The sequence below is a fragment of the Nitrospirillum pindoramense genome, assembly GCF_007827955.1.
GTDB lineage: Bacteria > Pseudomonadota > Alphaproteobacteria > Azospirillales > Azospirillaceae > Nitrospirillum > Nitrospirillum amazonense_B.
Map to the genome: position 1 here is coordinate 94,774 of NZ_VITR01000009.1, position 21,068 is coordinate 115,841.

The following is a 21,068-nucleotide window of genomic DNA, read 5'->3' on the forward strand; positions in this document are numbered from 1 at the left end:
CAAAAGCAAAAGGCGGAGCCCCGGGGGCTCCACCCATTTCAGGGATGCCTGCGGCATGGGAAACAGGGCGGCGCCGATTGGCCCGCCAGTGCTTGTGCAACGGGGACGCCGGCCGTCAGAACTTCTTGCGGTGAAAGGCGGCGGCCAGGGCCTTGACGGAGGCTGCCTGCTTAACCGTGCCATCGGTCTTGGGGGGCGGCGCGCCGTTCAGGATGGGCGGTTGGTTGGCCAGACGGGTGCCGCCCATGCGCGCGACGATGGCGTCCAATTGCGCCTGGGTCAGGCGTTGCGGCGCCGGCGCCCGCCGGGGGACGCCACCGGCGGCGGCCGCGCCGGCCGGGGCCAGGGAGGGCGCCGCGCCGGTGCCGCGATAGGCGCGTTCGATGGCGGCACCGGTGATGCCCTTGAGGAAGGGCTTGCACAAGCCGCGCATCAACTGCTCATCCGCCAGCGCCCAGGCCATCAGGATGCGCTGCGCCTGGGCGCGGCTGCCCTGGGCCTGGGCCATGGCCTCGCGGATCTTCATGGAGACGTAGGTTTCGCTCATGGAACGGGCCCCCACCGGCGGGCAGGTCCACACCGGACCGGCCTATTGCGAAATCGCCGCGATATCTCCACCCGGCGCCATCGACCAAGGCCGACGGCACACCCACATAAGGCAGAGACGTGAAAAGTTTAGCGCAGGAGGCTGCCGACCGGAACGGAAAAGAAACACGCCACCGCCGGTGGGCGTCTCGCCGCCCTCGCGGTCCTGGTGTATAAACCATCGGACGAGACTCGGCAGGCCGCCACCACCGCCGTATAGTCCCCTGCCTCCACCACGACCCGAACCACGCCCGCGCCCATGCTGATCGAGATCGTCGCCGACTTCGTGTGCCCGTGGTGTTACATCGGCAAGCGCCGGCTGGAGCGGGCGCTGGCGCAACGGCCGACATCGCAGCCGGAGGTGCGCTGGATGCCCTTCCAGCTGGACCCGGACACCCCACCCGGCGGTATCGACCGCACCATCGACCTGCTGGCCAAGTTCGGCAGTGCCGAGCGCATCCGCCAGGTCAACGCCCTGCTGGAACAGACGGCGGCGGCGGAAGGCTTGAGCCTGAACCTGGACCGCATCCGCCGCACGCCCAACACGCTGGACGCCCACCGCCTGATGCGCCATGCCGACGCCAATGGCAGGGGCGGGCAGGCCATGGAGCTGGCCTCCGCCCTGCAGGCCGCCTTCTTCCGCGACGGTCGTGACATCGGCGACCGCGCCGTCCTGGCGGCCATCGCGGGGGAGAGCGGGTTGGACGCCGACGCGGCCGCCGCCTTCCTGGAAAGCGACGCCGACCGCGACACCCTGCGGCAATCCCTGGCCAGCATACGCCAACTGGGCATCCAGGCGGTGCCCTGCTTTATCTTCAACCGCCTCTATTCCCTGTCCGGCGCGCAGGAGCCCGGCGCCTTCCTGCCCCTGCTGGACCTGGCGGGGGCCGAGGGCGTGGTGGCCAGCGCGGCGGGCTGACGGAACACAGGGCGGCGCGTCGGAACCGTCCGCTTTTCAACCAGGTTGACATCATGCCCATGACGGAACCCGAGATGACGGAACCCGAGATCGACCACGTCACCACACCGTTGCTGGACATGGCCTATATCGCCGGCGGACCGGCCGATGGGCCGCCGGTGCTGCTGCTGCACGGCTGGCCGGATGACGCCCACACCTGGGACAAGGTCGCGCCCGCGCTGTGGGCGGCGGGGTACAAGACGGTGGCCCCATGGTGGCGCGGCTTCGGCCCCACCCGCTTCCTGTCCAGCCAGACCACCCGGTCCGGCCAGATCGCCGCCCTGGCGCAGGACGCGCTCGACCTGGCCAACGCCTTGGATTGGCAGCGCTTCAGTGTCATTGGCCACGACTGGGGCGCCCGTGTCGCCTATTTCCTGGCCGCCGTGGCGCCTGACCGGCTGTGTCGCATCGCCGCCCTGTCTGTGGGGTGGGAGCCGGGCAGCCTGCCCACCCCCGCCCTGCCCCAGGCCCAAAGCTATTGGTACCAATGGTTCCTGACGACGGAGCGCGGGGCGGAAACCGTCTGCCATGACGGCAAGGCCTTCGCCCGCCACCAGTGGGATAATTGGGGCCCCGCCGGCTGGTACGAGGAGGTGGAGTTCGAGCGCACGGCGGCGGCGTTCGACAACCCGGACTGGGCCGCCATCACCCTGCATTCCTATCGCGTGCGCTGGGATGAGGCGAAGCCCGATCCCCGCTACGCCGAGTTGGAAAGGCGCCAGCGGGCCACCCGTACCCTGGCCGTGCCCACCCTGATGATCCAGGGCGGGGACGACCGCTGCACCCTGCCCGCCACCACCGAAACGGCAGCCGGCCACTTCACCGGCCCTTACCGCCGGGAGGTGCTGCCCGGCGTCGGCCATTTCCCGCAGCGCGAAGCGCCGGAAGCCATCAACCGTCTGCTGCTGGATTTCCTGGGGACTGAGACGGCGGCGCCCTAAGGGCTCAGTCCTGGATCACCCGGGGCAGGCGCGTGATGGGTTCCAGCGTGATGCGGCGGAAATACGTCTCGGCCCCTTCGGATTGCAGCTGGATGCGGCCGTGGGTCAGGGGCACCCAGGCGCCGCCCTCCCGCATGCGCAGGTCGCGCACCACCATGACCGGCACACCGTTCACCACATGCACGGCCTGGTCGCCCAGCACGTAAAGGTCCAGCACGTTCCACTGGCCCGCCGGCTTCTCGGCATCGCTGGCGGCCTCCACGTTCCAGGCGGGCGGCGTCACCACCACGGCGCGGCCGCCCTTCATGTAGCGCCGCTGCGGATCGATCAGCGTGGGGTCGCGCCCCACGTCCGTCGTCGCCGTCACGTCGGGGCCCACCGGCACCACCATGCCGACGGAACCCTGCATGATCTCGAACTCCGCCGCCGCCATCCAGGTGCCATAGACGGCACCGGGGGCGCCGTGGCTGTGGTACAGCAGGCCGTTGTTCGGCGGCAGGGCCAGGCGGGGGGCGTAACGCGCCCGGCCCCACTTGTATTCCAGGCGCAGGTGATAGTTGGCGTGGTCGCCCCGGTTGACGATGCCGCCCCAAATCTGCCCGGTGATGAAAATCGCCGGCTCCCCCTCCTCCCTCACCACATGGACTATCTTGGCGATGGCGGCGGGGTCGGTCCCCACGGGCGTCTGGCCGGGCCGCGCCAGATAGGTGCGCGCCGGATCGGGATAGCCCAGCCAGGCGTCCCAATCCCTCAAGTCATGGCCGTTGAACAGGCTGACCGCCGGTCCCGCCGGTGCCGGCACGTCCACCAGGCGCAAGCGCTGCGCCTGGAAGGGCGGATCGTCCGCCAGCACCGCCGCCAGCGCGGGGTTGGGGGGAACCGCTTCCGCCGCCCCCGCCTGCCCCCAACCCAGCCCCATTCCTACCGCCAGAACCAGTCCCCACGCCGCCCGTACCGCCATGCCGCCGCTCTCGATGTTATCGATTTCATCGCGACGCCTTCATAACAGCATCGGGCGGCGGGCGACAGGGGCGGGCGACAGGGGAAGCCGTGCGTCAGCCGGCCGCCGGACTATCCGGTTCCGCCGGCGCGTCCTGGTCCGCCGGCAGGACCGTGGGCAGCGGCGCGCGCGGGGTGGCCATCAGCGGTCCCGCCTGGCGCCGGGCCTTGTGGTGCTGCCAGGCGGCGGTGCGGGCGCGGATATAGTCGGCCACGGCGGCGGCGGTCGACAGGTCCGGCGGGTCATGGTCGAAGGTGCCATAGGCGTTGGCCACCGGCAGGTCGGCCAGGCGCTGGGCATGCACCAGTTCCAGGGCGGAGGGCTTGCCCGGCCCGGGATGCACCATGCCGGAGGTGGGCACCACCACCCCCGCCAGCGGATCGTCGGTGCGCGGCTCCTCCCGCGTCAGCACGTCGCCCAAGCTGGGCGCCGCGGCGTCGCGCCGGGTCAGGGGCGGGATGTTCCAGCGCTCCTCGATGGTCTTGAGCACGGAGGTATGGTCGATGGTGCCGTGGTCGGCGCGATACACCGTCCCCGGCTCGATCAGGGGGGAGATCAGGACCGCCGGTACGCGCACGCCGAAGCGGCGGAAATCGAAATCATCGAACTCCCCCACCGTGTCGTCGGGCGGCGTGGCGCCGTAGGGGGGCGGCACATGGTCGTAGCAGCCGCCATGCTCGTCATAGGTGATCAGCAGCAGCGTCTCGTTCCAGCCCGGGCTGTCGCGCAGGGTGTAATAGACATCGTGGATCAGTTGTTCGCCCAGGGCCACGTCGTAATTGGGATGCTGGCTGTTGCCGGTGTAGGAGAAGTCCGGCTCCAGGAAAGTGTAGGCCGGCAGGGTGCCGGCCCGCGCCTGCGCCTGGAAATCGCTGAACAGCCCGAAATGGCTGTCCGGCGCATTGCGGGTGTCGGGATAGTCCAGCCGGGTCATCGGCGGCTGGTTATAGCCGAAGATGGCCCAGTCCACGCCGAACCGCGACAGCTGGCCGAAGATGCTGGGACAGGTGAAGGTCTTGACCTTGTTGTCCAAATGCCCTTGCGAGGTGGCGGCGGCGGCGAAGCAGCGGTTGGGAATGGTCTGGGTCGGCACCGAGGCGAACCAGCGGTCGCACACCGCATAGCCGCGCGCCAGGCCCGACAGGACCGGCAGCAGGTCGGGCGTGAACATGCCCATGATGTCGTTGGGCGCGGTGCCGGGCAGCACGTGCATGTATTGCTGCCCGTTGTCGTAGTTGATGGCGCTGCGGAAATTGACCACGAAGCCCCGGTTCTCCGGCCGCGCGCGGTCCGGCGGGTTCTCGGTGGAGAACAGCTGGACGTTGGTGTTGAAGAAGCCCTCGCCCGGGTCGCCACCCGGCATGAAATAGGGGCTGGGCCGCGCCTCCCGCCCGATCTTGAAGACCCGCGCCTCATGGCCGGCGCCGTCGGGATTGGTTTCGCGCCCGGTCAACCCCTCGAAATGGTGGCCGGCGGGGGAGCGGTTGCCGCTGTCCTCATAAAGGAAGCCCAGCATCTGGTCGAACGACCGATTCTCCAGCATCAGCTGGACCACATGCTTGATCGACGACAAGCGGTTTCCCATGATTCCCCCCTGCATGCGCGCGTACGGCGAAGGCGTCCACCCCCGCCGAATTTCGCCGCATAGTTCCAGATCGGAACTACCTGGGCAACGGATAGAATGTGAGAAATTCTTTCATAGATTGTAGTTTCCGCAGGGCCGCGCCGGTCCAACCGCGAAGTGGCCCCAAGCCACCGCGCGCGGATGGCCGTTGTCCCTTTCCCCGAACGACGCCACGCTATCCCCATATCAGGGGAGTGCAGGCATGAACGGATGGTGTTGCGACCGGCGGTTGGTGCTCGGTGGCCTGGCGGGCACGGCGCTGGCCAGCCTGACGCCAGGGACGGCGGGGGCGACGGAAACGATTGTATCCCGGCTGACCGCCCTGCTCGAAACCTGGCGCAGCGATCCCCATCCCGACCTCAAGGGCGTGGTGGTGATGCGCCACGGGCGGCGCATCGCCGAGGCCTATTACAACGGTGATGGCCCCGCCACGCTGCACGACATCCGCTCCGCCACCAAAAGCCTGACCAGCCTGCTGATGGGTATCGCCATCGACCAGGGCCGGGTGGCGGGCGTGGACGCCCCCATCGGCCGCTATCTGCCCGGCCCCCTGCCGGCGGGATGGGAGGCCATCACCATCCGCGACCTGCTGACCATGCGCTCCGGCTTGGCGGCGGACGATACCGATCCCGCCTCCCCCGGCAATGAGGACACGCTGGATGCGGCGGGGGAGAAGAACGGCGACTGGGCCGCCGCCGCCCTGGCCGTGCCGGTGCGCGAGCCGCCGGGCCGCAGCTACCAATACTGCTCCCTCAACGCCTTCCTGGCGGGCCTGATCGTGGAGCGCGCCACCGGCCAGAGCCTGGACGCCCTGGCACAGGAGGCCCTGTTCACCCCGCTGGGCATCGGGCCCCACAACTGGCGCACCCTGCCTGGCGGCCACGGCACCGGGCAAGGCAACCTGTCGATCACCGCCCGCGACGCCGCCCTCATCGGCCAGATGGTCCTGAACCAGGGGACGCACAACGGCCACCGCGTGGTCAGCGCGCGCTGGCTCCGCGACAGCCTGGCCCGCACCCACCCCATCGCCGCCAGCGACCCCTACGCCGATTTCTACGGCTATATGTGGTACGCAAAGGATGAGCCCGTGGGCGACGGCCGCACCGTGCCCGTCCACTTCGCCTCCGGCAATGGCGGCAACAAGATCTATGTGGTGCCGTCGCTGGACCTGGTGGTGGCCGTCACCTCCATCGCCTACGGCAAGGGCTATGGCCAGCGGCGATCGCAGGATATCCTGCTGGGCATTCTGGCGACCCTGCCCTGATCCCCTGGGGCCTGACGAACAGCGGCCGCCCAACAAAGGAGGCCGCCCCCATGAAATCCTGCCTGCAGCCCGGCCTGCGCCACAGCGAAAGCCTGACGGTGGACGCCAGCATGCTGGTGCCCGCCCTGCCCGCCGCCTTCGGCGGTTTTCACGACATGCCGCCGGTCTTCGCCACCGCGCAGATGGTGGCCTTCATCGAATGGACCTGCGTGCAGGCGCTGGCACCCTATCTGGAACCGGGGGAGCGCACCGTCGGCACCCATGTCGATGTCAGCCACGTGGCCGCCACGCCGGTGGGCATGACCGTCACCGCCACCGTGGAACTGATCGCCTTCGACGGCCGCGCCCTGCGCTTCAAGGTCGCCGCCCATGATGCCACCGGCCTGATCGGCGAAGGCTTCCACAGCCGGGGCGTCATCGACTACGCCCGCTTCATGGCGCGGGTGGAGAAGAAGGCGGCGTGCTGATGAACCGGCAGGAACACCGGAAGAAAAATTTCGGGGCCGTGTCGGTTTCGGGCGGGATGGCGCGTCCTGTGGGCACTGCCCCCTGAAAGGAGAGGACAATGGCCAAGCAAATCCTCATCAACCTGCCGGTGCGCGACCTGCCCCGGGCGATGGCGTTCTATGCCGCCATCGGCGCGGTGAACAATCCGCAGTTCACCGACGAAACCGCCGCCTGCATGGTGTTCTCCGACGCCATCTTCGTGATGCTGCTGACCCACGACAAGTGGCGGGTCTTCACCCAGAAGCCCATCACCGACACCCACGCCAGCGGGGCGTTGATGCTGGCGCTGTCTTGCGACGACCGCGCCGCCGTGGACACCATGGCCGAGACCGCCAGCCGGCACGGCGGCAAGGCCGATGTGAACCCCAAGCAGGATCTCGGCTTCATGTACAGCCGCAGCTTTGAGGATCCGGACGGCCATGTCTGGGAGCCGCTTTTCCTGGACGCCGCCCAGCTTCCTCCCCAGCCCTAGCCGGATGCGGGCGACCCCACCTCGACAGGGCAACCCCGTTGCGCGTCCGGTGCCTGTCGCCCGTTTCCTCGCCCATTAACAATCCCTGTCTACCGGCGTACACTTGCCGCGAAAACAGGAGCGGCGCTAAACCGCCCCCGTGCGGCTGTTCAGCTGACCATCGCACCGCCGCCACCGCAGGACACCTTTGCCTTGGGCCCCAGCGATCTCTGGGCCCCTGCCTGAAACCGAACCGCGTTCAGGAGGATCAGGGCATGACACAACAAACCATCCGCAATCCCGTGGAATGGACATGGGAACGGCTGGGCGACGCGGCGGCGGGTGTCGCCAGCGTCGGCCGGGCCATCGGGCATATGGAGGATCTGCGGGCGCATGAGGCGCCGGTGGTGCGGCGCATCGGCGTGGCCGATCTGGGCGCGGCCATCGCCGCCGGCTTCCGCGATGTCGGCGCCTTTCGCACCGACGTCTTCGCGCTATGCATCATCTACCCCATCCTGGGCTGTGTGCTGGCCCGGGCGGCGGTGAACCTGAATATGCTGCCGATGCTGTTCCCGCTGGCCTCCGGCTTCGTGCTGGTGGGGCCGGTGGCGGCCATCGGCCTGCTGGAAATGAGCCGGCAGCGGGAACGTGGCGCCCGGCCCAGTTGGCGGGAGGCGTTCGGGCCCCTGCGGTCGCCGGCCATCGCCGCCATCGCGGCCTTGGGCTTCCTGCTGACCATCCTCTATTTCGCCTGGCTGTACGCCGCCCAAGGCATCTATGACGCCACCTTGGGGCCGCAACCGCCGGCCTCGGTCGCGCGGTTCGCCGCCGATGTGGCGGGCACCCACGCCGGCTGGACCATGATCGCGGTGGGCTGCGCCGTGGGCGCCGTCTTCGCCGCCGTGGTGCTGGCCATCGCCGCTATCAGCTTCCCCTTGCTGCTGGACCGCGACGTGCCGCTGCACACCGCCATCGGCACCTCCATGCGGGCGGTGGCACACAACCCCGGTGTCATGGCGCTGTGGGGCCTGATCGTCGCCGGCAGCCTGCTGGTGGCCACCCTGCCGGCCTTCGTCGGCCTGATCGTGGTGATGCCGGTGCTGGGTCACAGCACCTGGCATCTCTACCGCCGGCTGGTGGCCTGACGCCCCGTTCCAGGCGGCACCCCCATCTTGGCTCTTTACCCATGGAGCGGTCCGGGACGGAGCGCCCCGGGGACGTCGGTTTGGACCGGCGTTCCATGGGGGGCCCGTTCCCCGGCACCCGATGCCAACGCTCGCCATTTAAATGAAGTTAATAAATGAAATTAATCTCATAAGTAGTAATCACTCTATGCGGATTTCCTCCCTGGTGGCATTTGCTACTTTTGCGTTTGGAGCGATTGCGTTCCTCGCAAAACAATGGGCACCCCCTGGGGCGCGCCCGATGACGCAAGGGTGGACATTCATGGTCAACATCACACGGCGCGCCACATTACTGGGGTCCGCGGCGCTAGCCGCCAGCAGCACGTTGCCGGCCCTGCCGGCCTTTGGCGCCCCTTATGTCCGGTCGGACGTGGCGACGCCCGAGGGACAGCGCATGCTCGCCATCTACGCCCAGGGCGTGAAGCTGATGAAGCAGCGGCCGGTCACCGATCCGCTGTCCTGGAACTTCCAATGGTTCATCCACGCCTCCCCCCGGGGAAAGGCGAAGGAGATCAGTGACGCCTTCGGCAGCACCCAAAGCCCGGCGCGCCAACTGGCGGAAGCGGCGTGGGATACCTGCCAGGCCCACGGCGGCCGGCCCGTGGAATTCTTCCTGCCCTGGCACCGGCTGTACGTGCTGTGCCTGGAATCCATCATCCGCACGGTGACCAAGCAACCGGGCTTCGCCCTGCCTTATTGGAACTATACCGACCCGCGCTACTACGCCATCCCGGTCCAGTTCCAGAACGCCTATCGCAATGACGCCCTGTTCGGCACGCTGTTCCAGCAGAACCGCAACGTCAATGACCCGAAAAACGGCTACGCCGATGTCAATGCCGGCGCCCCGATCAACAAGTACTTCCCCGGCAGCAGGAATTTCCTGAATCTGAACAATATGAATGTGCCGTACTACGGTAACAACAGGACGGGCTTCAACGCCGAACTGAACAGCCAGTTGCATGGTTCGGTCCACGTCTACGTGGGCGACCAGACCAACATGGGCAACGTCCCGACGGCGGCGGAGGACCCGATCTTCTGGCTGCATCACTGCAACATCGATCGCATCCTGGCCGGCTGGAACGCCGCGGGCGGCGTCACGCCCAGCTGGCCGGGCAAGACCTTCACCTTCGCCGGCCCGCAAGGCCAGTCGGTGACGCTGGCCATCGACAACTATCGCACCAACAGCCAACTGCCCTACAGCTATGACGTGCTGCCGGTGCCGCCGAACGGTCCCTTCGGCGCCCAGGCCGTGGCCAGCGCCGAGGCCTCGACCGCAACCGCGAAAGTCCAGAACGTGGCCCTGCTGCAGACCAGCCAGCCGACCCCCAACGCGACCGCCCCCGTCACCCTGGGCGCGCAAGCCCAAAAGGTGGAGCTGCAGCCCACCACGCCGCAGAACACGCTCAGCAACACGCTGAAGACCCAGAAGAGCCTGCGGGCGGCGGCACCGCAGCGCCTGCTGCTGGTGCTGCACGGCCTGCACGCCAAGATCCACCCCGGCATCACCTATCAAGTCTATCTCAACCTGCCGGAGGGGGCGAAGCCCGAGGCGTCCGACGCCAACTACGTGGGCATCGTCACCTTCTTCGACGCCGTCGACATGCCGGGCCATGCCGACCACGGCGGGGTCGACAAGGTGTTCGACATCACCGACCTAGCCGCCAAGCTGGAAGCGGAGGGCAAGAACCCGGAGAAGGCGACCGTGTCGCTGGTGCCCACCGGCACGCCGGCGCAGGGTTCCGATCCCGTCATCACCGGCGGCATCGAGTTGCGCAGCGAGTGACCCCCTTGCGGGGGAGGCTGGCGCGGGATGGGGCCATCCCGCGCCAGTACCTTCACATCACACCGCGTCCAGCGCCTGGCTGAGGTCGGCCAGGATGTCGTCGATGTGCTCGATGCCGATGGACAGGCGGACATAGCCAGGGGTGACGCCGGTTGACGCCTGGTCCTCGACCGACAGCTGGGAATGGGTGGTGCTGGCCGGGTGGATGGCCAGGCTGCGGGCATCGCCGATGTTGGCGACGTGGTAAAACAGCTTCAGCGCATCAATGAAGCGGCGCCCGGCATCGGCCCCGTCCTTCAGCTCGAAGCCCACCAGGGCGCCATGGCCGCCCTTCAGCACCGCGTCGGCGCGGCGGCGTAGTTCGCCCGTCTGACGGCTGGGGTGGATGACGTCGGCCACCTTGGGATGCTCCGCCAGGAAGGCGGCGACGGCCGCCGCGTTGCGGTTATGCTCCCGTATGCGCAGCGGCAGGGTTTCCAGCCCCTGGATGGCCTGGAAGGCGTTGAACGGGCTGAGGGCGGCGCCGATGTCGCGCAAAAGGGTGACGCGGGCGCGCAGGATATAGGCGATGGGGCCCAGCGGCTTCACCGCCTGGGTCCACACCGCCCCATGATAGCTGGGGTCCGGCTGGTTCAGCAGGGGGAAACGGTCGGCGTGCGCCTCCCAGTCGAAATTTCCGCCATCGACCAGGGCGCCGCCGATGCTGGTGCCATGGCCGCCGATATACTTGGTGGTGGAATAGACGACGACGGCCGCGCCATGGTCCAGCGGGCGGGCGATGATGGGGGTGGCCGTGTTGTCCACGATCAACGGCACGCCCAATTCCCGCCCGATGGCCGCCACCTCGGCGATGGGGAAGACACGCAGCTTGGGGTTGGGCAGCGTCTCGGCGTAATAGGCGCGGGTGCGGTCGTCGGTGGCGCGGCGGAAGTTCTCCGGATCCGAGGGATCGACGAAGCGCGCCTCGATGCCCAATTGCTTGAAGGTGTTGGCGAACAGGTTCCAGGTGCCACCGTACAGGTCGGTGGAGGTGACGAAGTTATCGCCGGCGCTGGCCACGTTCAGGATGGCGAAAGTGCTGGCCGCCTGGCCCGACGCCACCGCCAAGGCCGCCACCCCGCCCTCCAGCGCCGCCAGGCGCTGTTCCAGCACGTCGGTGGTGGGGTTCATGATACGGGTGTAGATGTTGCCCAGTTCCTTGAGCGCGAACAGGTTGGCGGCGTGCTCAGTGCTTTGGAACTGATAGGACGTCGTCTGGTAGATGGGCACGGCCACCGCCCCCGTGGCGGGATCGGCGCGGTACCCGGCATGCAGGGCCAAGGTTTCGGGGTGCTTGCTGTCGACGGCCATGGCGGCGCTCTCCCATCTCTTATTGGACTGGCGCCGATTGTTGCCCCACCCGACTGGAAATTGCACCCATGGATCGGTGCTTATTAAATTATTTCATTTATTTGCCTGAATAGTTGGGCAGATGTCCTCTCCGCCCGGTTCCGGGCTGCGTCAGGGCGGCGTGGCGTGCAGGCGGGCAAGGCGGGTCCGCGCCTCCGCGACGCCGGGGTTGTCCGGCAGGCCATAGTCTCGTTGGAACAGCTGGTCGAGCACGGCGTAACGGTCGAGGGCCTCCTGCCATCGCACTGCGGCCTCACCCTGGTTCCCGCGCCCCTCGGCATTACAGGCCAGGGCACGCACGGCGTTGGCCATCTCCAGCGGGGCGGTGTCCGCCGCCTGGTACAAGACCATCATCTCTGCATAGACCGGCGCCGCCTCCGCATGCGCGCCCTGGTCGTCGAGGATGCCGCCCAGGTGCCGCAAGGCGCCCGCCAGGGGCAAGCCACCATCCGCGCGCAATAGGGCCACCGCCTCTTCCTGCGCGCATCGGGCGTCATCGTAACGCCCCAGGTCGCGCGAGGCCTGTGCCAGCCGCGTCAACGCCTGGCGCAGATCGGCGCCACCCTCCTGGCCACTGGCGCGCGACAGGGTAACGGCCTGGCTGGCCAGGTCGATGGCTTCCGGCAGCCGGCCCGCCCGCCGGGCGGCGGCGGCTTGTTCCAGAAGCTCTTGCACCCTGACCATGGCCCCTGCCCTCCAGGACATATCCCGAATCTTAACCCGCTCCGCCAACATCCGGAAGGCGGGGATTGGTTATACCGCCAGGGCACGGGGCCAACCGTTTCCTCGCGCCCCTACCGCCGGCTGCGCGGCGGGGCGGAGAAACCCGGGCGGTTCAGCTTGCTGGCCGGCAGGGGCGGCTTGTGGCCCCAGGCGGAGACGGGCTTGCCCTGGGGCTTGGGCGGCGGCGGGGGCGGCGGCGGCGGGGGCGGGTCGGTCTTCACCGTCTCGCCCGCCGCCATCTTGGCCAGGTCGCTCATCAGCTTGCGCACGCCGTCCATGCGGGTTTCGGCGCTGTCCCAGGGCCGCAGCAGAACCAGCTTGTGGTCCGGCCGGATCTTGGCGGTGCCGGCCTGCTGCTGGATGAAGCCGACCAGGGCGGCCGGGTTCTTGAATTCGTTGTTGCGGAAGCCGATGACGGCGCCCTTGGGGCCGGCGTCCAGGGTCTGTACCCCGGCGTCGCGGCACAGGCGCTTGATCTCCACCAGGCGCAACAGGTTCTCCACCTCCCCCGGCAGGGTGCCGAAGCGGTCCACCATCTCGGCGGCGAAGGCGTCGATCTCCGCCCGGTCCACCAGGTCCGCCACACGGCGGTAGAGCGACAGGCGGATGCCCAGGTCGGCGACGTAGTCTTCCGGGATCAGCACGGGCATGCCCAGCTGGATCTGCGGTGTCCACTGTTCCTCCGCCGCCTGCGCCTCCGTCAGGCCACCGCGCGCGGCGGCCACCGCCTCCTCCAGCATCTGCTGGTAGAGTTCCACACCCACCTCACGGATCTGGCCGGACTGCTCCTCACCCAACAGGTTGCCGGCGCCGCGGATGTCCATGTCGTGGCTGGCCAGCTGGAAGCCCGCGCCCAGGCTGTCCAACGTCTCGATGACGTGCAGGCGCTGCTGCGCCGTCTGCGACAGCACGGTCTTGGGCTGGTAGGTCAGGTAGGCGTAGCCGCGCACCTTGGACCGGCCCACGCGGCCACGCACCTGGTATAGCTGCGCCAGGCCGAACATGTCGGCGCGGTGGACGATCAGGGTGTTGGCGCTGGGGATGTCCAGGCCGCTTTCGATGATGTTGGTGGCCAGCAGCAGGTCGTACTTGCCCTCATCGAAGGCGGTCATCACCTCCTCCAACTGCGCCGCCGGCATCTGGCCGTGGGCGGTGATGATCTTCACCTCCGGCACAAGCTCCGCCAGCCGTTCCTGCAGCTTGGGCAGATCCTCGATGCGCGGGCAGACGTAGAAGCTCTGCCCGCCGCGATAATGCTCACGCAAGATGGCCTCGCGGATCACCACCGGATCATAGGGCAGCACGAAGGTGCGCACGGCCAGGCGGTCCACCGGCGGGGTGGCGATCAGCGACAGCTCGCGCACGCCGCTCAGCGCCAGTTGCAGGGTGCGGGGAATGGGGGTGGCGGTCAGGGTCAAGACATGCACGTCGGTGCGCAGTTCCTTCAGCCGTTCCTTCTGCTTCACACCGAAATGCTGTTCCTCGTCCACGATGACCAGGCCCAGGCGGTTGAACTGGATGCTCTTAGCCAGCAGGGCGTGGGTGCCGACGACGATGTCGATGGTGCCGTCGGCCAGGCCGGCCTTGGTCTGGTTGGCCTCTTTCGCCGTCACCAGGCGCGACAGGTGCCCCAGGCGCACGGGCAGGCCGGCGAAGCGCTTCTCGAAGGTGCGGGTATGCTGGCGGGCCAGCAGGGTGGTGGGCACCACCACCGCCACCTGCAGGCCACTCATGGCCGCGACAAAGGCGGCGCGCAGGGCCACCTCGGTCTTGCCGAAGCCGACGTCGCCACACACCAGGCGGTCCATGGGCTGGCCGGAGTTCAAATCCTCCAGCACATCCTCGATGGCCTTCAGCTGGTCATCCGTCTCGGCATAGGGGAAACGGGCGGCGAACTCGTCATAGACGCCGTCCGGCACCTCGATGGGCGGGGCCTTGCGCAGGGCGCGCTCGGCGGCGATGCGCAGCAGCGCGTCCGCCATGTCCTTCAGCCGCTTCTTGACGCGGGCCTTGCGCGACTGCCAGCCGACACCGCCCAGCTTGTCCAGCTGCGCGCCCGATTCCTCGGAGCCGAAGCGGGACAGCACCTCGATGTTCTCGACCGGCACGTACAGCTTGTCGCCGCCGTCGTAGAGGATGCGCAGGCAGTCATGCGGGGCGCCGGTGACGGTCAGCGTCTCCAGCCCATCGTAACGGCCGATGCCGTGATCGACGTGCACCACCAGGTCGCCGGGCGACAGGCTGGCGGCCTCGGCGATGAAGTTGGCGGCGCGGCGCTTCTTCTGCGACGGGCGGGCCAGGCGGTCGCCCAGGATGTCCTGCTCGGTGATGACCGCCAGGTCGCCGGTGGTGAAGCCGGTGTCGATGCCCAGCACGATGACGGCGGTGGCCTTGGCCTCCTGCGCGCCCACCTCCGCCCAGCTGTCGGCGGTCAGGGCCGGGTTGATGCCGTGTTCCTTCAGCATCTTGGCCAGGCGGTCGCGGGCGCCCTGGCTGTAGCCGGCGACCACCGCGCGGCGGCCATCGGCGCGCAACTGGTCGATATGCTGACCCAAAGCCTTGAAGACGTTCACGTCCGGGTTGGCGCGGGCGTCGGCGAAATCCCGCCCCCGGCGGCCACCGGCGTCCACCAGGTTGGGGTTGGCGCCCCCCTCCACAGCGGCAAACGCCGATAGCTGGGCGACGCAGCGCAGGGCCAGGTGGCGGTCCCAGGCGTCGCCGTCCAGGAACAGGCTGGCCGTCGGCACCGGCTTGTAGACCGGCGTGCCGGACTTCTTCTCCACCTCCTGGAAGGTGCGGCGGGCGTCATAGAAATCCGCCACCTGGGACAGGCGGGCGTCGCGCGCCTCCTCCGCCTGCGCGTCCAGGCTGACCATCGCGGCCGGGACGTAGTCGAACAGCGTGTCCAGCCCGGCGTGGAACAGGGGCAGCCAATGTTCCATGCCCGGCATCTTGCGGCCGGCGCTGATGCCCTCATACAGCGGATCGCTGTCGGTGACCGCGCCAAACAGCTCGCGATAGCCGGTGCGGAAGCGCTGGACGGAGGGTTCGTCCAGGAACACCTCCGACATGGGCTTGAGGTCCACGCCCGCCCGCTTTTCCGTGGTCATCTGGGTCATGGGATCGAAGGCGCGCACGCCTTCCAGCTCATCCCCGAACAGGTCCAGGCGCAACGGCTCCGCCGTCGCCGGCGGGAACAGGTCGATGATGCCGCCACGCACGGCGTACTCACCCGGCTCACGCACCGTCTGGGCGCGGGTGTAGCCGTTGTTGGCCAGGAAGCGCTGCAGCTCATCGACGTTGAGGCGGCCGCCGACCTTGGCGCCGAAGGTGGCGTTGCGGAAGGCCAGGCGCGGCGGCACCTTCTGCAGGGCGGCGTTCAGGGTGGTGAGGACGACGAAGGGGCCTTTCGGCCGCGCGCCCAGCAGGGTCGTCAGCGTCTCGATACGCCGGGCCACGATGTCGCCGTTGGGCGAGACGCGGTCATAGGGCAGGCAGTCCCACGCCGGGAAGGGCAGCACCGCCACGTCGGGCGCGAAGAAGGCCAAAGCCTCCTGCACCCGGGCCATGCGCGTGTCATCCAGCGCCACGTGCAGCAGGCCCGACGCCCCCGCCCGCCGCGCCAAGTCAGCCAGCACGCGCGCGTCATGCCCCTCCGGCGCGCCGGCCACCAGCAGGCGGCGCGGCGTGTCGGGGTTAAGGCTGGAAAGCAAGGCGGACGGCAGCACGGTGTCGGGCGCGGTGTGGGGCATGGGGGAAGCCAGGCGTTAGGCGGTGACGGAAAAATCAGGCGACGCGGTGGGCCTGCAGCAGGGCCATCAGGTCCGCGTCCAGGTCATCCGGGAAGGGTGCGCGACCCAGCAGCCAGTCGAAGACGTCCGGGTCGTTCAAATCCAGCAAATGCTCATAGCGGTCCAGCTGTTCCACGGTGAAGGTGGGCACATGCTTTTCGGCGAAGGTGCCCATCAGCAGGTCCATTTCCTTCATCCCGCGATGCCAGCTGCGGAAGATCAGGCGCTTGCGGCGCACGGCCAGGGCGTCTTCGGCCGGAAACGTTTCGGACAGGTCGTCGGTGGACATGATCGGAAAGCCTTGATGATGGGAACGCGCGAGCGGCCGAACTTATTTCAAGGCATCCGGCCAAAGCTGCCGGCCATGAAGTACGCGCAGAATGTCGATCCTGTCACCCCGTATCCTGTAGGCGATCAGATAAGGTGTTCGGGTAACGACAAGCTCCCGCGTGCCGGGGCGCCGCCCTGCCTCCCCATCTCCGGAAACCGGACCAGCCCTTTGGCCGCCATAACAACTTGCCGAAGCTGATTTTCCGCAGCCTGCGGATCATGCTGGGCGATATGGGCTTGCAAGGACACCACGTCCCTCAAGGACGACGGGGACCAACGGAGGCGCATGCCGAACCTTATTTCGGCCTGGGCATAGGCAATTCCCCCGGTGTGCCCAGCGACTCAATCCATGCGGCAACCTCTTCATGCGGAATTAGCAAGCCCGCGTCAGCCTCGCGCAACCCCTGATCAATGGCCGCCAAATGCCCTTCCTGGACCGCGAGATAATCCCGGACAGCTTGTTCAATCACCCAGGACGGCGATCGGTCCAAAGCTTCCGCCAGCGCGGTCACCTGGTCGTTAAGCTCAGGCTCCAGCCTTATGCTGTCAGACATCATCTTGGTCATGTCGGCTCCGCCGCTTGGGATGCTTCCATCATACCCCAAAAAGAACACATCGTAAACACGCCTCGCCGCCAAGAGACACCACGAGGGTAGCCGGTCGACAAGCGGGCCCGCTAACATATAGGCATATGCCCACGGTTTTGCGTCCTGGAGCCTGCCCCGTTGCGTCCGCCCGTCCTCTATCCCCTGTTCGCGCCCATCACCAGCCTGCCGGGCCTGGGGCCCCGCCTGGGCAAGCTGGCGGAGCGGCTGACCGGCCCGCATGTGGCGGACATCCTGTGGCATCTGCCCACCGGCGTCCTGGACCGCGCCAACGCCCCCAGCATCAGTGAGGCGCCGGAGGGCCGCATCGTCACCCTGACGGTGCGGGTGGACGGCCACATGCCGCCGGTGCAGCGCCACCGCCCCTACCGCGTGCGCTGCACCGACCATACCGGGGAGATGGAGCTGGTGTTCTTCCATGTGAAGGGCGACTGGCTGGAGAAGAAGCTGCCCCAGGGGACCATGGTGGTGGTCAGCGGCAAGGTGGAGCGTTTCAACGGCCTGCTGCAGATGCCCCACCCCGACCATTTCGCCCCGGTGGAGGAAGGCGCGCCGCCGCAGGAGGTGGAGGCGGTCTATCCCCTGACGGGCGGCCTGAACCCCAAGCCGCTGCGCACCGCCATCCAGGCGGCCCTGGCCCGCACGCCCGAGCTGGAGGAATGGCAGGACCCGGCATGGCTGGAGCGCCAGGGCTGGCCAGCCTGGAAGGCGGCGCTGACGGCGGCGCACGATCCCCAGGGTGAGAAGGACGTCAACCCCCTGAGTCCCCTGCGCCAGCGCCTGGCCTATGACGAGCTGCTGGCCAACCAGCTGGCCCTGGCTCTGGTACGGTGGCACCAGCGCCGGCTGGCCGGCCGCGCCACGGTGGGCGATGGCCGCCTGCGGGCCCGCATCCAGGCGGCGTTGCCCTATCAGCTGACCGGCGCGCAGGCCCAGGCGCTGGTGGAGATCGACGCCGACATGGGCAAGGCGGAGCGCATGCTGCGCCTGCTGCAGGGCGACGTGGGCAGCGGCAAGACCATCGTGGCGCTGATGGCCATGGCGACGGCGGTGGAGGCCGGGGCCCAGGCGGCCCTGATGGCGCCCACGGAAATCCTGGCGCGCCAGCATGCCGAAAGCCTGGCCGACCTGGCCGACGCCGCCGGCATCCGCCTGGCCCTGCTGACCGGCCGCGACAAGGGTAAGGCGCGCCAGCAAGTCTTGGACCGCCTGGCCTCGGGAGAGATCGATATCCTGATCGGCACCCACGCCCTGTTTCAGGAGGACGTGGCCTTCCGCGACCTGGCGCTGGCCATCATCGATGAGCAGCACAAGTTCGGCGTACACCAGCGCCTGGCCCTGGCGGCCAAGGGGCGCGGCGTCGACACCCTGGTCATGACCGCCACCCCCATCCCCCGCACCCTGACCCTGACCGCCTATGGCGACATGGACGTCAGCCGCCTGATGGAAAAGCCGCCGGGGCGCAAGCCGGTGGTGACCCGCGCCGCCGCGGCCGACCGCATCGAGGAGGTGGTGGAACGCGTGGCCGCCGCCATCAAGACCGGGCAGCGCGTTTATTGGGTCTGCCCCCTGGTGGACGAGTCGGAAACCGTGGACCTCGCCAACGCCACCCTGCGACATGCCACGCTGATGGAACGGCTGGGCGGGTGCGTCGGTCTGGTGCACGGCAAGATGAAGGGCACGGAGAAGGACGCCGTCATGGCCCGCTTCGCCGCCGGCGAGCTGTCCGTGCTGGTGGCCACCACCGTCATCGAGGTGGGCGTGAACGTGCCGGAGGCCACCATCATGGTGGTGGAGCATGCCGAACGCTTCGGCCTGGCCCAGCTGCACCAGCTGCGCGGCCGGGTGGGACGCGGCGACCGCGCTTCCGCCTGCCTGCTGCTGTACACCGCCCCCCTGGGCGAGACCGCCCGCGCCCGCCTGGACGTCATGACCTCCACCGAGGATGGCTTCCTCATCGCGGAGAAGGACCTGGAGCTGCGCGGCGCCGGTGAGGTGCTGGGCACCCGCCAGTCGGGTTTGCCGGAGTTCCGCATGGCCGACATCACCGTGCATGCCGACCTGCTGGCCACCGCCCGCGACGACGCCAGCCTGATGGTGGCCCGCGACCCCGACCTGGAAACCCCGCGCGGCCAGGCCCTGCGCGTGCTGCTCTACCTGTTCCAGCGGGATGAGGCGGTGCGCACACTACGGTCCGGTTGAGAGCACCCCGTCCCAACGGCGGCGTAATGCTTGATTGGAAAATCCAAGACCCGGCCCCACTGATTTCAATTTATAATTTTATTTGGAGCCATCATGTATCATCGCAATCATGTCGGCATCGATTTCCGAGTGTTCATACAAAAAATGGTCAAGTCAAAAATGGCTAGAACCTACATGGAGATCGGCGTTCGCGATGGTTCCACCTTGGCAATGGTCGACTGCTCCGCAATCGGCGTCGATCCTTGTTTCCAGTTCAGCTCAAGCCCCATCGGCACGAAGCCGTCCCTTTTCTTATACCAAAAGACCAGCGACCAATTCTTCAGGGATCATGATGCGAGAGCAATATCAGGCGATACGCTTGATGTTGTATTCCTTGATGGCCTCCATCAATTTGAATATTTGCTGAGAGATTTTATAAACAGCGAAAAAAACTGCCATCGACACAGCCTCATCATGCTGGATGACTGTCTGCCCGTGAATGCGGAAATGACTGAAAGGCAGCACAATGCGCCACAGCGAACAAATCAGAGCTATGCCGGATGGTGGACCGGCGACGTCTGGAAAATGATACCGATATTGAAGAAATATAGAAAAGACCTGCACATCACGCTCGTCGACACGACACCGACGGGCACCGTCTGCATTACAAACCTCGACCCATCCTCAAAAATTCTGGAGGACAATTATTATGAAATACTTAAAGAGTTTGGCGGAATATCCATGACAGATGAAGGAATTGAGAAGTTCTACCAGGAAAATGAGGTTGTTTCCTCACAGGCAATAATGGATGGCTTTAACGCATCACTGACGGTGGGCCCATAAGGGAGGGCACCCGCAACCGGAAACTTGTGCCGCCGGGCTATTTCCTCCGCACAGTTGCAGCGCGGGATCGGCGCCGTATGTCCCATGGGGTCCCGCCCCCTTTCAGGAGATACGCCATGGTCGCCACGCCCACTTCCGCCGCCACCCCAACGGGCCCCGCGGCCGATAAGGTCAGCCTGCGAACGTTGACCATCGTCAGGCACGTCTTGTTGGGCTTGGGGTTCGGCTTGATACCGATGGTGATTTTCATCATGAGACACGACCTGCCAACCAGCCGGGGCGCCCTTGTCGGCTCCGTTCTGGGGGGCGCATTGGGCGGAATGGCGAGCATGGGATTGATCGGGGCTTATCGCGCCCGCTCCATCCCCGCCGACCAGCCCAGCCCTATAGGCCGGCTGAGACTTACCCTCGGCCTAGCGCCTCTGGCCCTCATCTTCGTGGGCCTGGCGGCCCTGATGGTGATTTGAAGATCATCGCCAGCCATCCCAGCCAATAACCCAGCCCGAGCGTGAGCGCCTTGGCCCACCCCCGCATGGGGGTGGCCGACACGATGCCGTAGGGGCTCAGCCGTTGGACCGAACGCCCCTCGCGGCGCAGATGCTCCATGGCTTGGCGGACTAGGGGATGGAACAGGTCGACCGCCCCCACGGGGTCGCGGGTGCCGTCCGGGTTCTCCCACGCCCGTAAGGTGGCGTTCGTTTCATCATCATAGCCCCGAACGATCAGGACACGCTGCCCCCCATCGGAAAAGCGCCAGATGGTGTAGGCATAATAATAGTCGTAATAGCCGTCCGGCCCGATGTCGGAACAGTCGACATGGTGTGAGGCTTCCACGTTCACGGGATGACCTTCGTCACAGGGATGATCCGCAATGACATGGGTGCGGGGCGCCATCCTGACAGGTCCGGG

Annotated in this window: 18 protein-coding genes and 1 pseudogene; 9 read left to right on the forward strand and 10 right to left on the reverse strand. The window is 67.5% G+C overall.

Annotated elements, in window-relative coordinates:
* Positions 1-115 precede the first annotated feature (115 nt).
* On the reverse strand, positions 116-547 hold the full coding sequence (locus FBZ90_RS27870) for a hypothetical protein (RefSeq protein ID WP_186455845.1): 432 nt from the start codon (positions 545-547) through the stop codon (positions 116-118).
* 297 nt (positions 548-844) lie between these two features.
* Between FBZ90_RS27870 and FBZ90_RS16120 the strand changes: the two genes are divergently transcribed.
* Positions 845-1,504 carry a DsbA family oxidoreductase gene (locus FBZ90_RS16120; RefSeq protein WP_145733705.1) on the forward strand — a complete coding sequence of 220 codons (660 nt, stop codon included), beginning with the start codon at positions 845-847 and terminating at the stop codon, positions 1,502-1,504.
* Between the two features lie 53 nt (positions 1,505-1,557).
* Positions 1,558-2,484 carry an alpha/beta fold hydrolase gene (locus FBZ90_RS16125; protein WP_211102085.1) on the forward strand — a complete coding sequence of 309 codons (927 nt, stop codon included), beginning with the start codon at positions 1,558-1,560 and terminating at the stop codon, positions 2,482-2,484.
* A gap of 4 nt (positions 2,485-2,488) precedes the next feature.
* Here FBZ90_RS16125 and FBZ90_RS16130 read toward each other — a convergent pair whose 3' ends face one another.
* Together FBZ90_RS16130 and FBZ90_RS16135 are read right to left on the reverse strand one after the other, a co-directional pair.
* Positions 2,489-3,403, reverse strand: a complete 915-nt coding sequence (locus FBZ90_RS16130) for a 3-keto-disaccharide hydrolase (protein WP_246130448.1) — start codon at positions 3,401-3,403, stop codon at positions 2,489-2,491.
* Between the two features lie 136 nt (positions 3,404-3,539).
* Positions 3,540-5,069 (reverse strand): alkaline phosphatase family protein, encoded by a 1,530-nt coding sequence (locus tag FBZ90_RS16135; protein ID WP_145733707.1) that lies wholly within the window; start codon positions 5,067-5,069, stop codon positions 3,540-3,542.
* A gap of 241 nt (positions 5,070-5,310) precedes the next feature.
* Between FBZ90_RS16135 and FBZ90_RS16140 the strand changes: the two genes are divergently transcribed.
* From FBZ90_RS16140 to FBZ90_RS16160, 5 genes are all read left to right on the forward strand, one after another.
* Positions 5,311-6,372 (forward strand): serine hydrolase domain-containing protein, encoded by a 1,062-nt coding sequence (locus tag FBZ90_RS16140; RefSeq protein WP_145733708.1) that lies wholly within the window; start codon positions 5,311-5,313, stop codon positions 6,370-6,372.
* A gap of 50 nt (positions 6,373-6,422) precedes the next feature.
* Positions 6,423-6,839, forward strand: a complete 417-nt coding sequence (locus FBZ90_RS16145; RefSeq protein ID WP_040848305.1) for a thioesterase family protein — start codon at positions 6,423-6,425, stop codon at positions 6,837-6,839.
* A 98-nt stretch (positions 6,840-6,937) separates the two neighbouring features.
* The gene (locus tag FBZ90_RS16150; protein ID WP_145733709.1) at positions 6,938-7,351 is read left to right on the forward strand and encodes a VOC family protein; all 414 of its coding nucleotides are present in this window, start codon (positions 6,938-6,940) and stop codon (positions 7,349-7,351) included.
* Positions 7,352-7,605: 254 nt separating this feature from the next.
* Entirely contained in the window at positions 7,606-8,475 is an 870-nt protein-coding gene (locus FBZ90_RS16155; RefSeq protein WP_145733710.1) for a DUF2189 domain-containing protein, read from the forward strand.
* Between the two features lie 301 nt (positions 8,476-8,776).
* Entirely contained in the window at positions 8,777-10,297 is a 1,521-nt protein-coding gene (locus tag FBZ90_RS16160; protein WP_186455846.1) for a tyrosinase family protein, read from the forward strand.
* Positions 10,298-10,354: 57 nt separating this feature from the next.
* Here the strand turns inward: FBZ90_RS16160 and FBZ90_RS16165 are convergent, their stop codons facing one another.
* From FBZ90_RS16165 to FBZ90_RS27875, 6 genes and pseudogenes are all read right to left on the reverse strand, one after another.
* The gene (locus FBZ90_RS16165; RefSeq protein ID WP_145733712.1) at positions 10,355-11,647 is read right to left on the reverse strand and encodes an O-acetylhomoserine aminocarboxypropyltransferase/cysteine synthase family protein; all 1,293 of its coding nucleotides are present in this window, start codon (positions 11,645-11,647) and stop codon (positions 10,355-10,357) included.
* Between the two features lie 150 nt (positions 11,648-11,797).
* Positions 11,798-12,370, reverse strand: a complete 573-nt coding sequence (locus FBZ90_RS16170; RefSeq protein ID WP_186455847.1) for a tetratricopeptide repeat protein — start codon at positions 12,368-12,370, stop codon at positions 11,798-11,800.
* Between the two features lie 110 nt (positions 12,371-12,480).
* On the reverse strand, positions 12,481-16,161 hold the full coding sequence (gene mfd / locus FBZ90_RS16175; protein WP_246130449.1) for a transcription-repair coupling factor: 3,681 nt from the start codon (positions 16,159-16,161) through the stop codon (positions 12,481-12,483).
* A gap of 34 nt (positions 16,162-16,195) precedes the next feature.
* A complete protein-coding gene (locus FBZ90_RS16180; protein ID WP_145733714.1) occupies positions 16,196-16,489 on the reverse strand; it encodes a succinate dehydrogenase assembly factor 2 in 294 nt (97 codons plus the stop codon).
* 42 nt (positions 16,490-16,531) lie between these two features.
* A pseudogene (locus FBZ90_RS28835) lies at positions 16,532-16,818 on the reverse strand (type II toxin-antitoxin system RelE/ParE family toxin).
* 8 nt (positions 16,819-16,826) lie between these two features.
* Positions 16,827-17,096, reverse strand: a complete 270-nt coding sequence (locus FBZ90_RS27875) for a CopG family ribbon-helix-helix protein (protein WP_184806587.1) — start codon at positions 17,094-17,096, stop codon at positions 16,827-16,829.
* 159 nt (positions 17,097-17,255) lie between these two features.
* On the opposite strand from FBZ90_RS27875, the gene recG reads away from it, so the two are divergent.
* Both recG and FBZ90_RS16200 read left to right on the forward strand, forming a co-directional pair.
* Positions 17,256-19,337: an ATP-dependent DNA helicase RecG gene (recG, locus tag FBZ90_RS16195; protein ID WP_145733716.1), complete on the forward strand. Its 2,082-nt coding sequence runs from the start codon at positions 17,256-17,258 to the stop codon at positions 19,335-19,337.
* A 93-nt stretch (positions 19,338-19,430) separates the two neighbouring features.
* A complete protein-coding gene (locus FBZ90_RS16200) occupies positions 19,431-20,159 on the forward strand; it encodes a class I SAM-dependent methyltransferase (protein ID WP_145733717.1) in 729 nt (242 codons plus the stop codon).
* 429 nt (positions 20,160-20,588) lie between these two features.
* Here the strand turns inward: FBZ90_RS16200 and FBZ90_RS16205 are convergent, their stop codons facing one another.
* Positions 20,589-20,999 (reverse strand): hypothetical protein, encoded by a 411-nt coding sequence (locus tag FBZ90_RS16205; protein ID WP_145733718.1) that lies wholly within the window; start codon positions 20,997-20,999, stop codon positions 20,589-20,591.
* Positions 21,000-21,068: the final 69 nt, after the last annotated feature.

Bases quoted from the DNA above. Each gene is read 5' to 3' on its own strand.
- FBZ90_RS16120 (WP_145733705.1), top strand. From the start codon at position 845: ATGCTGATCGAGATCGTCGCCGACTTCGTGTGCCCGTGGTGTTACATC.
- FBZ90_RS16140 (WP_145733708.1), top strand. From the start codon at position 5,311: ATGAACGGATGGTGTTGCGACCGGCGGTTGGTGCTCGGTGGCCTGGCG.
- FBZ90_RS27875 (WP_184806587.1), bottom strand. From the start codon at position 17,096: ATGACCAAGATGATGTCTGACAGCATAAGGCTGGAGCCTGAGCTTAAC.
- FBZ90_RS16150 (WP_145733709.1), top strand. From the start codon at position 6,938: ATGGCCAAGCAAATCCTCATCAACCTGCCGGTGCGCGACCTGCCCCGG.
- FBZ90_RS16160 (WP_186455846.1), top strand. From the start codon at position 8,777: ATGGTCAACATCACACGGCGCGCCACATTACTGGGGTCCGCGGCGCTA.
- FBZ90_RS16145 (WP_040848305.1), top strand. From the start codon at position 6,423: ATGAAATCCTGCCTGCAGCCCGGCCTGCGCCACAGCGAAAGCCTGACG.
- FBZ90_RS16180 (WP_145733714.1), bottom strand. From the start codon at position 16,489: ATGTCCACCGACGACCTGTCCGAAACGTTTCCGGCCGAAGACGCCCTG.
- FBZ90_RS16130 (WP_246130448.1), bottom strand. From the start codon at position 3,403: ATGGGGCTGGGTTGGGGGCAGGCGGGGGCGGCGGAAGCGGTTCCCCCC.
- FBZ90_RS16170 (WP_186455847.1), bottom strand. From the start codon at position 12,370: ATGGTCAGGGTGCAAGAGCTTCTGGAACAAGCCGCCGCCGCCCGGCGG.
- FBZ90_RS16165 (WP_145733712.1), bottom strand. From the start codon at position 11,647: ATGGCCGTCGACAGCAAGCACCCCGAAACCTTGGCCCTGCATGCCGGG.
- FBZ90_RS27870 (WP_186455845.1), bottom strand. From the start codon at position 547: ATGAGCGAAACCTACGTCTCCATGAAGATCCGCGAGGCCATGGCCCAG.
- FBZ90_RS16155 (WP_145733710.1), top strand. From the start codon at position 7,606: ATGACACAACAAACCATCCGCAATCCCGTGGAATGGACATGGGAACGG.
- FBZ90_RS16200 (WP_145733717.1), top strand. From the start codon at position 19,431: ATGTATCATCGCAATCATGTCGGCATCGATTTCCGAGTGTTCATACAA.
- mfd (WP_246130449.1), bottom strand. From the start codon at position 16,161: ATGCCCCACACCGCGCCCGACACCGTGCTGCCGTCCGCCTTGCTTTCC.
- FBZ90_RS16125 (WP_211102085.1), top strand. From the start codon at position 1,558: ATGCCCATGACGGAACCCGAGATGACGGAACCCGAGATCGACCACGTC.
- FBZ90_RS16135 (WP_145733707.1), bottom strand. From the start codon at position 5,069: ATGGGAAACCGCTTGTCGTCGATCAAGCATGTGGTCCAGCTGATGCTG.